This window comes from Kitasatospora sp. NPDC034035, from assembly GCF_055575755.1.
Window position 1 is genome coordinate 72,198 of the sequence record NZ_JBVISA010000005.1, and the last position, 15,877, is coordinate 88,074.

Below are 15,877 nucleotides of genomic sequence, written 5' to 3' on the forward strand. Positions count from 1 at the left end.
ACTTTTCGTGCGCAACGTTCTGAAGTTCACCAGCGTCCTCGCCACCGCCGGCCTCGCCCTGTCGCTGGCCGCCTGCAGCAGCTCGGGCTCGTCCTCCTCGGACCCGAACGCGCCGCTCAAGGTCGTCGCCAGCCCCACCCCGCACGGGCAGATCCTCAAGTTCGTCAAGGACAACCTCGCGGACAAGGCCGGCCTCAAGCTCGACATCAAGGAGGTCACCGACTACGTGACCCCCAACACGGCGGTGCAGGACGGTTCGGCCGACGTCAACTACTTCCAGCACGTCCCGTACCTGGAGGACTTCAACAAGAAGAACGGCACCGACATCGTCTCCGTCGAGGCGGTGCACCTGGAGCCGCTGGGCGTCTACTCCAAGAAGGTCAAGGCGATCGCCGACCTGTCGGACGGCGCCACCATCGGCCTGCCGAACGACGCCACCAACGAGGGCCGCGCGCTCAAGCTGCTCGCCGACAACAAGCTGATCACCCTCAAGGACGGCGCCGGCACCGCCGCCACCCCGGCGGACATCACGGGCAACCCGAAGCACTTCAAGTGGAAGGAGCTGGAGGCGGCCCAGCTGCCCCGCTCCATCGCCGACCTCGACGCCGCCGTCATCAACGGCAACTACGCCCTCGACTCCGGCCTGAAGCCGGCCACCGACGCGCTGGTGCTGGAGAAGGCCGACGGCAACCCGTACGCCAACATCCTCGCCGTCAAGAAGGGCAAGGAGAACGACCCGCGGGTCAAGAAGCTCGCCGAGCTGCTGCACTCCGACGAGGTCAAGAAGTACATCAACGACACCTTCCAGGGCTCGGTCATCCCGGCCTTCTGATCCGTCGTACCGCCGTACGCCGCACCGCCCGACCGGGCCCCCGCCGCACCTCGGCGGGGGCCCGGTCGGGCAGTATGCACCAGGGACGCCCCGGGCGACGGTGTTCTGACGTACCGTCGTGCGCGCGGCGCACCACGTGGTACCCGGAGTGCGACGGAGGCGTACGGTGTTGTGTTCACGACCCGGCGAGGAGAGACGGCATGGCAGCGAGCTTCCCCGAGACCGCCATCAGCACCGAACGGCTGCTGCTGCGACCCCTTGCGGATGACGACGCCCCCGGCCTGGCCGCGATGATGGCCGACGACCTCGTCCTGGCCTGGACGGACCTCCCGCACCCCTTCAGCGAGGCGTACGCGACCGAGCTCGCCCGCACCCTCGCCCCCGCCCACCGGGCCGCCGGGCGCGGCATCGTCCTCGCCGTCACCGAACACCTGACCCAGCGCCTGGTCGGCCTGGTCGAGCTGCGCAACACCGACTGGCGGCTGCGCAGCACCGAGATCTCGTACGTCACCGCCGCCTGGGCGCGCGGCGAGGGCTACGCCCCGGAGGCCGTCCTCGGCGTCGCCCAGTGGCTGTTCGAGGACCGCGGCTTCCTGCGTCTGGAGATGCGCACCGCCGCCGGGAACACCGCCGCCCAGCAGGTCACCCAGAAGATCGGTGGTATCAGCGAGGGCGTGCTGCGCAGCGCCTGGATAGTGCGGGGCGAGTCCGGCGAGGTGGTCGAGGAGAGCCGCAGCGACCTCATCCTGTGGAGCCTGCTCCCCGAGGACCTGGAATCGCCCGAGCTGCACCGGGACGGCTGGCTAGGCGACCACCGCTACGTGCTGCGCGACTGAACCGGCGCGGGACTGAACCCGCGGGTCCGGACCCGCGGGACTGAAGCCGCGCGACCGGATCCGCACGACACTTCCGTCGGCCACCCGCTCGTCACGGACATGTGTACGGGATGTCGGCCCCTGGGGGATCACACCCGGTAGCCTCTGACCGGCGCCGTGGACGGCGCAGCGAGTGGCGCACCGAGTCGAGGGAGAACGGCCGCAGATGGCTGACCGGATCACGGTCATCGGGTGGGACGGCACGCCGCTGACCGAGGCCGCCGGTGCGGCCCTCGCCGCGGCGACCCTGGTGGCCGGAGCCCCCTACCAACTGAGCGCCCTCCCGGTGCCGGAGGCCGCCGAGCGGATCGCCCTCGGCGACATCCGGCAGGCCGCCCGTCGGATCGCCGAGCACCGCGGCGCCGCCGTCGTGGTCGCCGAGGGCGACCCGGGCTTCTTCGGCGTGGTGCGCACCCTGCGCCGTCCCGAGTACGGCCTCGAACTCGAGGTGCTGCCCGCCGTCTCCTCCGTCGCCACCGCGTTCGCCCGGGCCGGCATGCCCTGGGAGGACGCCCAGGTCGTCAGCGCCCACGGCGGCCGGCTGCGCCGCGCGGCCAACATCTGCCGGGCCCACCCCAAGGTGGCGGTGCTCACCGCCCCGGGTGCCGGGCCCGCCGAACTCGCCCTGATGCTGCGCGGGGTGCACCGGACCTTCGTGGTCTGCGAGGCTCTCGGCACGCCGGAGGAGGACGTCACCGTCCTCACCTCCGACCGGATCGCCGACCACGTGTGGCGGGACCCCAACGTGGTGCTGGTGATCGGCGGCGGCGCCCGGACCGGCGCGGTGGACCAGGCGGCCGGCTGGCTGGCCGGGCGCCCGATCGGCTACCCCGGCGCGGAGCGCGGCTGGGCGCTCCCCGGTGACGCCTACGCGGGCGCCGGGCGCACGGGTGGTGAGACGGGCGCGTCGGACGCGCTTCCCGCGCACGTACGCGCCCTGGTGCTGGCCCGTCTGGGTGCACGTCCCGGGGACCTGGTCTGGTCGGTCGGCGCGGGCAGCGGCGCCCTCGCGGTGGAGGCGGCCCGGTTCGGCGCCGCCGTGGTCGCGGTCGAGGCCTCCCGCTCGGCCTGCGCCCGGCTGACCGTCAACGCCCGCCGGTACGGCGTCGAGGTGGAGGCCGTCCACGGGAGCGGCCCCGAGGTGCTGGGCGGCCTGCCGGAGCCGGACGCGGCGGTGGTGGAGTCCGGCGGACCGGATGTGGTGCGGGCGGTGCTGGCCCGCAAGCCGGAGCGGTTCGTCGCGCTGGCCCGGACCTTCGCCGAGGCGGAGGAGGTCCGCCGGGCGATCGGCGAGGCCGGCTACCGGGCGGACGGCGCGCTGCTCCAGTCGACCCCGCTGCGGTCCGCGGGGGAAGGCGGCGGGCTGGAGCTGGGGGCGGGCGCAACCGGCGCGCTGGTGCTCTGGGGTGAGCAGATCGTGTGAAGGCCTCGGGCGCGCGCCGGGGCCGTACGGTGGCGCGGGCGGTGGCACGGACATGGCGCGCGCGCCGCCCGGACGGTGATCCAGGTCGCATCCGGACACCGATTCGAGAGGTGACCGCGCCGGGCCGGTAGTGTGACGTCCTGGGCGGCTGCAGTGGTCGGCGACCCACCCGATTCGGTCGGTTTGTCACCTTTTTGACGTGGTGCAACCCGCTTCCGCTCGGAGTGTGGGCAATTCGACGAGCCTCGTGCCGGACCTGGAGAATGCCGTAGGGTCCGGTGCGGTCGTGCCGGTTGCTCCGGGTTGTCGTTGTTTCAGACGACGCGCCGCTCCGTGTGGGCGGTGCGCAGGGCCGGGGTGCCGCAGCGCGCCGGAAGGACTTGGGCCGCAGCGCCACGGCGCGGCGGCCGCGTGTGGTTGAGGGGCGGGTCGGTGCAGGCCCGGCCCGTGCGGATGGGCGCTGCGATCGGTGATCGTGTCGCCAAGGGCGCGGCAGCGGCCTGGAAGGAGCTTGACAATGACCGATGGCGGCCACGTCCCGGGCGAGGGAATGCCGGAGCACCTGAACGCCGGGCCGGACCCGCTCGGCGGACCGGAGGGCGTCGCGGGCGTTGCACCTCTGCAGGGCGTCGCGACGGACGGCGGAATGATCCCGAACCCGGCGACCCCGGTCGGCGGCATGCCCGGTGGGATGCCTGGCGGCATGCCTCCGGGTGCGGGCGTCATCCCGCCGCAGGCCCAGCACGGCTACGCCGCCCCCGGCGTGCCGTCGCCCGGTCTCCCCGGCGAGGGGTGGGCCGTCGACCAGGGCGCCCCGCGCCCGGCCTTCCACTTCCTCGACCAGCCCGACACGCCGGACGGCCTGGACGACGAGGACGACGTCCTGCTGATGCCCGGCCCGCAGGGCTCCTGGGGCGAGCCGATGGCGTCCGTCCCCGCCGAGCAGATGCCACTCGCACCGCAGCACGACGGCACCCCGGTCGAGCCGTCCTGGCCGCCGGTGGACCCGCCGGTGCTCGGCGCCGAGCACGTCCAGCAGCAGCCCGTCCAGCTGCAGCAGCACGCGCAGCAGCAGATGACGCAGGCTCAGCAGCCGCGCCGCCCGCTGCACGCCGGCCCGCCGATCCCGGACCCGTCGCTGATGACCGGCCAGGTCCCGGTCCGCTCGCTGGCCGACCGCGGCCCGTCGCAGGGCGGCACGCCCGCGCACGGCATCCCGGTCGTCGGCCGGCCGCCGATGGCCGAGGCCACCGCCCCGGCTCCGGCCGTCGCGCCGCAGGCCGTTCCGACGGCGCCGGTGCCGCCGGTCGTTCCGCTGGTCCCGGGTACTCCGGTGGCGGACGGTCAGCAGGTGCCGCTCGCCCAGGCCGTGCAGCAGGCGGTACAGGTGCCGCTGGCTTCGCCGCCGGTCGACGCCGTGTTCGCCGTCGAGACGGTCGGGGCGATCGAGGTGATCGAGGTCGTCGAGACGCCGGAGGCCACTCCGGCCGTCCAGGGTGACCAGGCCCTCCAGGATGCCCAGGCCGCGCAGGCCATGACGGCGCCCGAGGTTGCCGCGGAGGCCGTGGCCGTCGCGCCGCAGGCCGTCGTGGTCGAGCAGGTCGCCGAGCAGGCCCCGGCCGAGGCTTCTGCCGCGCCTGTGGCCGTGGCCGTCGCGCCCGTCGTCGTCGACGGTGCCGGCGAATCCGTCGCAGCCGAATCCGTCGCAGTGGAGTCCGTCGTTGTCGACGGTGCCGCCGAGCACGCCGAGGCCGCCGCTCAGGCCGGTCCGCCGCGCCGGATCTCCGCCTTCCTCGCCGCGCCCACCCCGCACGGCCTGCCCAAGGTCGAGGCGACCGGGCAGGCCCCGGCGGCCGAGGAGGCGGCGCCGCAGCAGCCCGCGCCCATAGCGGCCGCCGACGCCCCGCAGGCCGTCGAGGGCGGCGAGCCCGTCCAGGCCGCAGCCGCTGCCGAGCCGACCGAGCCCGTCCCGGCCGCCGAGGCTGTCGAGGCCGCTGCGGTCGCGCCGGAGACGGTCGCCGCGCCGGTCGCCGAGACCGCCGCGGGCACCGGTGAGATGCCGTCCGGTCAGGCCGTCAACGAGCCCGCCGCCGAGCCCGAGCAGCCGCAGCAGGCTGCGCCGGCCGAGACCCCGGCGGAGGCTCCTGCCGAGCCGGTCGCCGAGCAGGCCCAGGCCCCGGCCGAGGCGCCCGCCGACGCCGTCACCGAGCCGGTGGTCGAGCCCGCAGCCGAGCCCGCCGTCGCGGCCGAGGCCGTGCAGCCCGCCGAAGCCGTCGCCCAGGAGGCGGAGCAGCAGCCCGCCGCCGAGGTCGCCGAGGCGGTCGTCGCGCCCGCCGAGAGCGGTGCCGAGGCTACTGCCGAGGTCCCTGCCGAGAACGCCGGTGAGAGCGGTACCCAGAGTGGTGCCGAGGCCGTCGCCGAGCAGGTGCCCGCCGTCCCGGAGGCCGAGACCCCGGCGGAGGCCGCCGCCGAGCCGGTCGGTGAGCAGGGCCAGGCCCCGGCCGAGGCTCCCGCCGCTGCCGAGGCCGACGCCGTCGCCGTCGCCGTCGCTGCCGAGGCTGCCGCCGCCGAGGCCGCCGGGCAGGCCCCCGAGTCGCCCGTCGTCGAGGAGCCGCAGGCCGAGCAGCCCGCCGACCAGCAGGCCACCGCCGACCGGCAGGCCGCCGAGGAGACCGTCACCGAGGTGTCCGCCGCCGACCCGCAGGCCGCCGAGGAGCAGCCGCTGGAGGAGCAGCAGCCCGAGGAGCCCGCCGAGCCGCGCGGCCCGGCCGCCCCCGGCTACGACGAGGCCGGCCGCGAGGCTGTCCACCAGGTGCTCCGCGAGCGCCGCGACATCCGCAAGGGCTTCCGCCCGGACCCGATCCCGCACGAGGTGCTGATCCGCGTCCTGGAGGCCGCCCACACCGCGCCCAGCGTCGGCTACTCGCAGCCCTGGGACTTCGTGGTGATCCGCTCGGGCAAGACCCGCAAGCGGATGCACGCCCTGGCCGAGCGCCAGCGCGAGGCGTACGCGGACTCGCTGCCCAAGGGCCGGGCCAAGCAGTTCAAGGAAATCAAGATCGAGGCCATCCTCGACACCCCGGTCAACATCGTGGTGACCGCCGACCGCACCCGCGGCGGCCGGCACACCCTGGGCCGGCACACCCAGCCGCAGATGGCCCCGTACTCGGCCGCCCTGGCCGTCGAGAACCTCTGGCTGGCCGCCCGCGCCGAGGGCCTGGGCGTCGGCTGGGTGAGTTTCTTCGACGACGAGGAGCTGGTCCGCGAGCTCGGCCTGCCGGAGCACCTGGAGGTCGTCGCCTACCTGTGTGTCGGTTACGTCGACTCCTTCCCGGACGAGCCCGAGCTGGAGCAGCAGGGCTGGGCCAAGAAGCGCCCGCTGTCCTGGGTCGTCCACGAGGAGCAGTACGGCAACCGCGCGCTGCCCGGTGAGGAGCCGCAGAGCCTGCTCGCCGACACCCTGCGCGGCATCCGCCCGCTGGACGCCAAGGCGCTCGGCGAGGCCTGGGACCGGCAGAAGCGGATGACGAAGCCGGCCGGCTCGCTCGGCATGCTGGAGATCATCTCCGCCCAGCTGTGCGGCCTGTCCCGCAAGTGCCCGCCGCCGCTCCCGGAGCCCGCCTGCGTGGCGATCTTCGCCGCGGACCACGGCGTGCACGCCCAGGGCGTCAGCCCCTGGCCGCAGGAGGTGACCGCCCAGATGGTCGGCAACTTCCTGGCCGGGGGAGCGGTGATCAACTCCTTCGCCAAGCAGATCGGCACCGAGGTCTGCGTGGTCGACGTCGGTGTGGCCGCCGAGCTGCCGGACGCCGTCCAGCAGGGCCGGGCCACCGGTCTGCTGCCGCGCAAGGTCCGCCCCGGCACGGCCGACATGACCCAGGGCCCGGCGATGACCCGCGAGGAGGTTCTCAAGGCCATCGAGGTCGGCATCGAGACCGCCCGCGACCTGGTCGCGGCGGGCAACAAGGCACTGGTCACCGGCGACATGGGCATCGCCAACACCACCGCCTCGGCCGCGCTGATCTCGGTGTTCACCGGTCTCGACCCGGCCGAGGTGACCGGTCGCGGCACCGGCATCGACGACGAGACCCACGCCCGCAAGATCGAGGTCATCCGCGCCGCGCTGGCCCTGCACCAGCCCGACCCGAGCGACCCGGTCGGCGTCCTCGCCGCCGTCGGCGGCCTGGAGCACGCGGCCATCGCCGGTTTCCTGCTGGGCGCCGCCTCGCTGCGCACCCCGGTGGTGCTGGACGGTGTCATCGCCGGTTCGGCCGCACTGGCCGCCAAGGCGATCGCCCCCGAGGTGCTGGCCGCCTGCATCGCCGGCCACCGCTCCGCCGAGCCCGGCCACCAGGCCGCGCTGGCGAAGCTCGGTCTGCGTCCGCTGATCGACCTGGACCTGCGGCTCGGCGAGGGCACCGGTGCCCTGCTGGCCCTGCCGCTGGTGCAGAGCGCGGCACGGGCGATGCACGATGTAGCCACCTTCGATTCCGCCGGGGTCACCGAGAAGGCCTGACGCACACCTCGCACCGCTCCGCGGACCGGCCCGAGGGCGCCGGCCCGCGGAGCGGCGTCTCGCCGTACCGTCCCCCACCCTCACCCCGATCAGGAGCACCGTCGATGACCGCGCCCACCCCGCACCCGAGCACCGAGGGCCGTACCCCCTACCCGGTCGGCCTGCTGCTGGCAGGCCGCCGTGTCGTCGTGGTCGGCGGCGGACAGGTCGCCCAGCGGCGGCTGCCCGCCCTGATCGCCGCCGGGGCCGAGCTGCACCTGATATCCCCGGCCACCACCCCGGCCGTCCAGGCGATGGCCGACGCCGGCGAGCTCACCTGGCACGCCCGTCCGTACCAGGACGGCGACCTGGCCGACGCCTGGTACGCCTTGGTCGCCACCGACGACCCGGCCGTCAACGCGGCGGTCAGTGCCGAGGCCGAGCGCGGGCGGGTGTTCTGCTCCCGCAGCGACGACGCCTCCGCCGCCACCGCCTGGACCCCGGCCAGCGGCCGCGACGCGGGCGCCACCGTCGCCGTCCTCACCGGCGACCCGCGCCACTCCGCCGCCCTGCGCGACGCCATCGTGGACGGCTTGCGGGACGGCTCGCTGGCCGCCCGCCAGTACCGCTCGCACGGTGCCGGCGTCGCCCTGGTCGGCGGCGGCCCCGGAGACCCGGACCTGATCACCGTGCGCGGCCGCCGCCTGCTCGCCGACGCCGACGTGGTGGTCGCCGACCGCCTCGCCCCGCGCGAGCTGCTCGCCGAGCTGCCCGAGCACGTCGAGGTGATCGACGCCTCCAAGATCCCGTACGGCCGGTTCATGGCCCAGGAGGCGATCAACCGCACGCTGATCGAGCACGCCAAGGCCGGCAAGTTCGTGGTCCGGCTCAAGGGCGGCGACCCGTACGTCTTCGGGCGCGGCGGCGAGGAGCTGCTGGCCTGCGCCGAGGCGGGTCTTCCGGTCACCGTCGTGCCCGGGATCTCCAGCTCGATCAGCGTCCCGGCCTCGGCCGGCGTCCCGGTCACCCACCGGGGCATGACGCACGAGTTCACGGTGATCTCCGGCCACGTCGGGCCGGACGACGAGCGCTCCCTGACCAACTGGGAGGCCGCCGCGAAGATGAGCGGCACCCTGGTGCTGCTGATGGCCGTGGACAAGATCGGCGCGATCGCCGCCCGACTGGTCGAGTACGGCCGCCCGGCGACCACGCCGGTTGCGATCGTCCAGGAGGGCACCACCGCCGCCCAGCGCCGGGTGGACGCCACCCTGGGCACTGTCGCCGCGGTGGTCGAGGCCGAGGGCGTCAAGCCTCCGGCGGTCATCGTCATCGGGGACGTCGTCAACGTCCTGGCCGCCGCCTTCCGGCCGTAGGCCTTCCCGGAGCGGACCCTTCCAGAGTGGGCCCTCCCGGACTGGACCCTCCCGGAGTGGGAAGTCGGCCCGGCCGACTTCCTACTCCAGCGGTTGCTCCGCCCAGATGACCTTCCCGGTCGCCGTGTAGCGCGTCCCCCAGCGGTCCGCGAACTGCGCGACCAGGAACAGCCCGCGCCCGCCCTCGTCCTCGGTCGCCGCGTACCGCAGGTGCGGCGAGGTGCTGCTGCCGTCCGACACCTCGCAGATCAGCGCCCGGTCCCGCAGCAGCCGCACCCGGATCGGCCCGGAGCCGTACCGGATCGCGTTGGTCACCAGCTCGCTCAGGATCAGCTCGGTGACGAACGCGGCCTCGTCCAGCCCCCAGGCCTCCAGCCGCCGCGCCACCTCTGCCCGGACGGCACCCACCGCCGCCGGGTCGGACGGCACCTCCCACTCCGCCACCTGGTCCGGCGCCAGCACCCTGGTCTGCGCCACCAGCAGCGCGATGTCGTCCTGCGGGTGCGTTGGCAGCATCGCCCCGAGCACGTCCGCGCAGGTCTGCTCGGGCGTGCGCGGCGGGCCGGTCAGCGCCGTCCGCAGCAGCTCCAGCCCTTCGTCGATGTCCCGGTCGCGGTCCTCCACCAGCCCGTCCGTGTAGAGCACCAGCCGACTGCCCTCGGCCAGGTCCAGCTCGGCGGTCTCGAACGGCAGCACCGCCAGCCCGAGCGGCGGCCCGGTCGGCAGCTCCGGGAACACCACCCGGCCCTGCGGGTCCACCACGGCCGGCGGCGGGTGCCCGGCGGTGGCCAGCGTGCAGCGCCGCGACACCGGGTCGTAGATCGCGTACAAGCAGGTCGCCCCGGTCAGCCCGGCGTTCTCGCCGCTCGCCGCCTCGTCCTGGTCGATCCGGTTCACCAGCTCGTCCAGGTGCCCCAGCAGCTCGTCCGGCGGCAGGTCCAGGGTCGAGAAGTTGTGGATCGCGGTGCGCAGCCGGCCCATCGTCGCCGCCGCGTGCAGCCCGTGCCCCACCACGTCCCCGACCACCAGGGCCACCCGCGCGCCCGGCAGCGGGATCACGTCGAACCAGTCCCCGCCCACCCCGGCCTGGGCCGGCAGGTAGCGGTGCGCCACGTCCAGCGCGTTCTGGGCCGGCAGCCGGCGCGGCAGCAGGCTGTGCTGCAGCGTCACCGCCATCGCGTGCTCCCGGGTGTAGCGGCGGGCGTTGTCGATGCACACCGCCGCGTGCGACACCAGCTCCTCGGCCAGCGCCAGGTCGTCCGTCTCGAACGGCTCCTCCCGTTGCGCCCGCCAGAACCGGGCCACCCCCAGCAGCACCCCGCGCGCCCGCAGCGGCACCCGCACCAGGGAGTGCACCCCGTACTCCAGCACCTGCGCCGACCGCTCCGGGTCCTGATCGCGCCACCGCCGGGCCTCCGCCAGGTTCGGCTCCAGGCCCGGCTTTCCGCTGTGCAGCGCCCCGGCCAGCGGGGTCGCGGGCACCACGTCCAGCACCGTGCCGACCGGGTAGAACGGCGCGTCGTCCCGCACGCCCGTCACCGCCGCCCGCCGCATCCGCCCCAGCGAGGAACCCGGGGGCGGCTCCTCGCCCACCAGCACCTGCTCCGCGACGTCCACCGTCACGAAGTCCGCGAACCGGGGCACGGCGACCTGCGCCAGCTCCTCCGCCGTCCGCGTCACGTCCAGCGTGCTGCCCACCGTCACCCCGGCGTCGTACAGCAGCCGCAGCCGCCGCTGCGCGCGCTCGGCCCGGCCGGACAGCGCCAGCAGCTCGGTGGAGTCACGCAGCGTGGCGACGCAGCCGGGCGGGCCGCCGGGGGCCTGGTCGGTCAGCCGGACGTTCACCGCCAGCAGCCGCTCCCCGGCCAGCACCACCTCGTCGGTCACCTGGCGGTTGGCGGTCAGCAGCTCCAGTGGCGCCTGTTCGAGGCCCAGCCCGGCCACCGGACGGCCTTCGGCGTCCGGCGGCAGGTCCAGCAGCCGCCGAGCCTCGTCGTTGCAGAGCAGCAGCCGGCCGTCCCCGCCGACGATCATGACGCCCTCGCGCACCGCGTGCAGGACGGCCGCGTGGTGCTCGTACATCCGGGTCATCTCGATCGGGCCCAGCCCGCGCGTCTGCCGCCGCAGCCGACGGCTGATCAGCGCCGTTCCGAGCGTGGCCAGCCCGATCGCGCCGGCCGCCGCGCCCAGCACCACCGGCAGCTGACGCTCGCTCGCCGTGCTGACGTTCGCCAGCGTGACGCCCGCCGAGACCAGCCCGACCACCTGGCCGTCCGGTGCGTACACCGGGACCACCGCCTGCACCAGCGGGCCGAGCGTGCCCGTGATGTGCTCGGTCACCACCTGGCCGTGCAGCGCGGGCTGGTAGTTGCCGACGAACGGTTGGCCGATCCGGGCCGGGTTCGGGTGGGTGTAGCGGATGCCCTGGTTGCTCAGGACGACGATGAAGTCCACGCCCGAGGCGATCCGCGCGGACTGCGCCTTCGGCTGGAGGATCGCGGTCGGGTCGGGGGAGCGGAGGGCGGCCACCATGCCCGGCGAGTTGGCGAAGGTCTGGGCGACCGCCACCGACCGGTTGCGGGCCTCGTTGTCGGCGTCCTTGTGCGACTGCACCACCAGTGCCACCACGGCGGCCGCCACCAGCAGCAGGACGATCAGGATCTGCAGCGCGAACACCTGCCCGGCCACCGACCGGTGCCACACCGGCCACGCCCGCTTCGCGCGCGGCAGCTGTGGCCGACCGTGTGGGCGCCCACCGGAGGAGCCGGCGGAGCCAGTGGCGCCAGAGGCCGACGGAGCCCAGGATCGGCCCGGATAACGGGCCATACGGTCATATTTGCACTCCGACTAGCCGGGGACCACCCCGTCCCCTCGGCCGTTTGGCCTTCCCCGTCCCGGCTTGGCAAGATCACAGGGTGTCCGAACCCAGCACCATCACCGATCCGGCCGACCCCCGCCTCGCCGACTACACCGGCCTCACCGACGTCGAACTGCGCCGCCGCCGCGAACCCGCCGAGGGCCTGTTCATCGCCGAGGGGGAGAAGGTCATCCGCCGCGCCCTCGCCGCCGGCTACCGGATGCGGTCGATGCTGCTCACCGCCAAGTGGCTGGACGTGATGGCCGACGTCATCGCCGAGGCCGACGCCCCGGTCCACGTGGTCGAGCCCGCGCTCGCCGAAGCCGTCACCGGCTACCACGTCCACCGCGGCGCGCTCGCCTCGATGGAGCGCAAGCCCCTCCCGGACGCCGCCGACCTGCTCGCCGGGGCCCGCCGGGTCGCCGTCCTGGAGGGCCTGGTCGACCACACCAACCTCGGCGCCATCTTCCGCAGCGCCGCCGCCCTCGGCATGGACGCGGTCCTGCTCTCGCCGGACTGCGCCGACCCGCTCTACCGGCGCGCCGTCAAGGTCTCGATGGGTGCCGTCTTCGCGGTCCCGTACGCCCGCCTGGACCCCTGGCCCGCCGCCCTCGACACGGTCCGCGCGGCCGGCTTCACCCTCCTCGCCCTCACCCCCGCGGACAACGCCGTCGACCTCGCCGGCCTCACCCCGCACCGCCTCCCCAAGGCCGCTCTCCTGCTCGGCGCCGAGGGCGACGGCCTCACCCCCCGCGCCATCGCCGCCGCCGACCACCCCGTCCGCATCCCGATGGCGCACGGCATCGACTCGCTCAACGTGGGCGCCGCCGCAGCAGTGGCCTTCTACGCCGTCACCACCCCCTGACGTCCCCGGGCCCGCCGCCTCGCCCGCTCCTGGGACCGTCACGGCTGGACCCGTCACCGCGTCATCAGAAGTCGGCGAGCCCGGCTTCTGGTGCCGGCCTCCGTGGATGCCGGGCCCCTTGCCCCTTCTCCACGCCGGAGCCAGGCCTTGCGCCAGGAGTCGGCGGGCCCGACGTCCCGCGCGGACGCCCAGCCGAATCGTGTCGGGTCAGCCCTTCGGGGCCGTAGGCGGGGCCGGGGCGGCGGCTGGGGCGGCGGCGGGGGGCGGGGTGGGGCCGCCGGGGGCGCCGGGCCAGGACTCGTCGAGGGTGCCGTCGGCGCGGACGGTGTAGCGGGTGGAGGTGACGGCGCCGGTGGCGGCGACGCGCTCCTCGCGGACGACCGTGCTGCCGTCCAGTCGCCAGGCGGCCGTCGCCTGCGGGTCCGCCGCCGAGGTGCGGGAGGTGGTGGCGACAGGCGTGTCCCCGGCGAAGGTGTAGAGCTGGACGAGGTCGACCGGCGCCGAGCCCTCCGCCCGCCGCAGGACCACGACCGCGGCCGGCAGGCCCTTGTACCGGGCCGGCAGCACCGCGCTCAGGGCGACCTGCGGCCCGGCCCCGGCCGAGTGCCCGTCCTTCAGCGCGATGGCCGGTCCGCCCGCGCCGTCGGGGTAGCTGCGGTTCGGCCAGTCGACCGCCGGCACCGGCGCCTGCGGGGCAGCCAGGGAGCCGTCCGCCGCGCCGCCGCGCGCCGCTGCCGGGAGGGGCGTGGCCGAGGGCTGCGGGGCGACGTCCACGGACGTCCCCGGCACCGCCAGTTGGCCGCCGCCGCTGCCACCACTGGCACCGCCGCCGCTCACACTCGCGACCACCCCGGTGGGCGGCCTCAGACCCTGGTTGCCCCGGTCCTCGCATCCCTGCGCCGCCGCGATGGCCAGCGCCACCCCGATGGTCACGGTGACGAAGACCACGAGCCGCTGCCGCAGCAGCCGCTGCCGTGCCGTGCCGGGCCGCCCGCCGGGGGCGGGGGTGTGCTGGCGGTCCCGGGGGCCGGGCCGGTCCGGGGGCGGAGTGTGCGGACGGTCGGGACGCCGGCGCAGCGGACGGGTCACGGGTGTCGGCTCGGGCCGGGGGAGCGGCGCGGCCGCCCCGTGCGGGCGGCGCCCCGCCGTTCCGGAAACCGGCGCACCGGCACGGCCCGCGGCCGCCCGGGCCCGCGCAGCGGCGGGCGGCTCGGGCGAGCGTCCGGGCGCCGGAACGCCCGGCCGGGCACCGTCGTGCGGGGCGGGTGCGGCCGCCGCCCGTCCCGGCCGGGCCGCGCGCGCACCGCCGCCGGAGGCCCCGGCCGCCGTGGCGCGCGCCGCCAGTTCGCTGAGCCGCTCGTGCAGCGCGGCCGCGCCGGGCCGTTCGGCGGGTTCCTTGGCCAGGCAGGCCCGGATCAGTGGAGCGAGCTGGGGCGGCACCGTGGACAGGTCGGGTTCCTCGTGGACGACCCGGTACAGCATCACCTCGGACGACGCCCCCGACCCGAACGGGGTGTCCCCGGTGAGCGCGTACGCGAGGGTGGCCCCGAAGGCGAAGACGTCGGTGGCGGGCGTGACGGCGACCCCGCGTACCTGCTCGGGGGCGAGGAAGCCGGGGGAGCCGACCGCCGTGCCGACGTGGGTGAGCGTGCTGGCGCCGCGCGACCACGCGATGCCGAAGTCGATGATCCGCGGGCCACGCGGTGAGAGCAGGATGTTGGAGGGTTTGAGGTCGCGGTGGACCACCCCGGCCTCGTGCACCTTGACCAGCCCGTCGGCGAGCGCGGCCCCGATCCGGGCCGCCTCGGGCCAGCTCATCGGCCCCTCGTCGCCGACCTGCTTGTACAGCGAGGGCCCGGGCACGTAGGCGGTGGCCAGCCAGGGCCGGTCGGCCTCGATGTCCGAGCCGACCACGCGGGCGGTGCAGCCGCCCCGGATCCGGGAGGCGGCGGCGATCTCGCGGGCGAAGCGGGTGCGGAACTCCTGGTCCTCGGCGAGTTCGGCGCGGATCAGCTTGAGCGCGACGCGCTGCCCGCGGCGGTCGGACCCGAGGTAGACCACACCCATGCCGCCGGCGCCCAGTCGCCGGTGCAGGCGGTACGGCCCGACGATGCGGGGGTCCTCACGCCTCAGCCGCATCATCGCCATGTTCCGTTCTCCGTCAGCCTGTGGGTGAGGCCCCGTCGGTTGGGCCATCGTCAGTTCCTGCCTGGCACAGCTTACGGACTGCCCGCTGCGGTGTGCTGATACGCAACACCTGAAGCCGCCGTGCGATTGTCTGATCTTGCGTTGACCTGCAGGTCACAGGGGTGCCGGATCGCCTCTCGGGGTTGGCCCTCAGGGTTCCCTCGGGGGTCGGATCAGCCTTCCCTCCCCCTGCGGTAGTAGGCCTCAAGTCCGGGCGTCATCCTCCGGGACGTCCGAGGAACAGTACGACGGCATGACGTCCGCAGGGCCCCCTGACCAATAGCGTTGTGCCCAGCGGTGGACGGGGAGCTCGTCCCCCGAGGTAAGCCGTCCACCGCGCCAACTCGACCGGATCAGGAGTCAGGGCATGGCACCGCAGCTCACGGGAACCCCCCGCCGCCGTCGGCCGGCCTCCGTCCAGTCCCGGTCCACCACGGAGCAGCCCACCCGGCACCCCGCGGTGGCGTTGGCCATGGCCCTGCCGTGCGCCGTGCTCCTGGTCCTGCTCTTCGGTGGATGGGACCAGATGGCGAACCAGGCCCAGGCAGTCGCCGATCTGATCGGCCGCTGAGGTCTCAGGCGCCACCTGAGAAAGGACGCCGCCCCCTGCGGGCGGCCACAGAACGGGCACCGGTCCCCTGGGGACGGGGAGCGGTGCCGCCGGGGAGGGCCGCGGCCGCGCTGACACGCGGACGGGCGTGAGCGGTGCGCAGAGCGCCCCGGCAGGCGGAGACGCCGCGTACGGACGTCGGTGAGGGCGTCCGTACGCGGCTCTTCTCCTTCATGACGACCGGTTCATGACGACCGGCCGATCCTCACCACGACCGGTGCATGCAAAAGGCCGGGGCCGCAACCCTTACGGATTGCGACCCCGGCCGTTACTGTGCGCGATACTGGGATTGAACCAGTGACCCCTACCGTGTCAAGGTAGTGCTCTCCCGCTGAGCTAATCGCGCCTGGTGTGGCGGTC

8 protein-coding genes, 1 tRNA gene and 1 pseudogene are annotated in these 15,877 nt (G+C 75.0%); 7 read left to right on the forward strand and 3 right to left on the reverse strand.

Annotated elements, in window-relative coordinates; translation table 11 throughout:
- The first annotated feature begins 7 nt into the window (after positions 1–7).
- The 5 genes from ACZ52J_RS08950 to cobA all read left to right on the forward strand — a co-directional run bounded on the left by ACZ52J_RS08950 (position 8) and on the right by cobA (position 8,998).
- A complete protein-coding gene (locus ACZ52J_RS08950; protein WP_465617005.1) occupies positions 8–832 on the forward strand; it encodes a MetQ/NlpA family ABC transporter substrate-binding protein in 825 nt (274 codons plus the stop codon).
- A 200-nt stretch (positions 833–1,032) separates the two neighbouring features.
- Complete coding sequence (locus ACZ52J_RS08955; RefSeq protein WP_465617007.1) at positions 1,033–1,668, forward strand: GNAT family N-acetyltransferase; 636 nt, start codon at positions 1,033–1,035, stop codon at positions 1,666–1,668.
- A 205-nt stretch (positions 1,669–1,873) separates the two neighbouring features.
- A complete protein-coding gene (gene cbiE, locus ACZ52J_RS08960; protein WP_465617009.1) occupies positions 1,874–3,130 on the forward strand; it encodes a precorrin-6y C5,15-methyltransferase (decarboxylating) subunit CbiE in 1,257 nt (418 codons plus the stop codon).
- Positions 3,131–3,647: 517 nt separating this feature from the next.
- The gene (gene cobT, locus ACZ52J_RS08965; RefSeq protein WP_465617011.1) at positions 3,648–7,646 is read left to right on the forward strand and encodes a nicotinate-nucleotide--dimethylbenzimidazole phosphoribosyltransferase; all 3,999 of its coding nucleotides are present in this window, start codon (positions 3,648–3,650) and stop codon (positions 7,644–7,646) included.
- Positions 7,647–7,750: 104 nt separating this feature from the next.
- A complete protein-coding gene (gene cobA / locus ACZ52J_RS08970; protein ID WP_360498417.1) occupies positions 7,751–8,998 on the forward strand; it encodes a uroporphyrinogen-III C-methyltransferase in 1,248 nt (415 codons plus the stop codon).
- Positions 8,999–9,079: 81 nt separating this feature from the next.
- Here cobA and ACZ52J_RS08975 read toward each other — a convergent pair whose 3' ends face one another.
- Positions 9,080–11,824, reverse strand: coding sequence for a SpoIIE family protein phosphatase (locus ACZ52J_RS08975; protein WP_465617014.1), 2,745 nt, complete (start codon positions 11,822–11,824; stop codon positions 9,080–9,082).
- 89 nt (positions 11,825–11,913) lie between these two features.
- Here ACZ52J_RS08975 and ACZ52J_RS08980 point away from each other — a divergent pair, with 89 nt between their 5' ends.
- Positions 11,914–12,720, forward strand: coding sequence for a TrmH family RNA methyltransferase (locus tag ACZ52J_RS08980; protein ID WP_465617016.1), 807 nt, complete (start codon positions 11,914–11,916; stop codon positions 12,718–12,720).
- Positions 12,721–13,605: 885 nt separating this feature from the next.
- Here the strand turns inward: ACZ52J_RS08980 and ACZ52J_RS08985 are convergent.
- Positions 13,606–14,868 (reverse strand): annotated as a pseudogene (locus ACZ52J_RS08985) (serine/threonine-protein kinase); the annotation flags it as partial.
- 406 nt (positions 14,869–15,274) lie between these two features.
- On the opposite strand from ACZ52J_RS08985, the gene ACZ52J_RS08990 reads away from it, so the two are divergent.
- Positions 15,275–15,478 carry a hypothetical protein gene (locus tag ACZ52J_RS08990; RefSeq protein WP_360498423.1) on the forward strand — a complete coding sequence of 68 codons (204 nt, stop codon included), beginning with the start codon at positions 15,275–15,277 and terminating at the stop codon, positions 15,476–15,478.
- 313 nt (positions 15,479–15,791) lie between these two features.
- Here ACZ52J_RS08990 and ACZ52J_RS08995 read toward each other — a convergent pair.
- Positions 15,792–15,863 (reverse strand) — tRNA-Val (locus ACZ52J_RS08995).
- Positions 15,864–15,877: the final 14 nt, after the last annotated feature.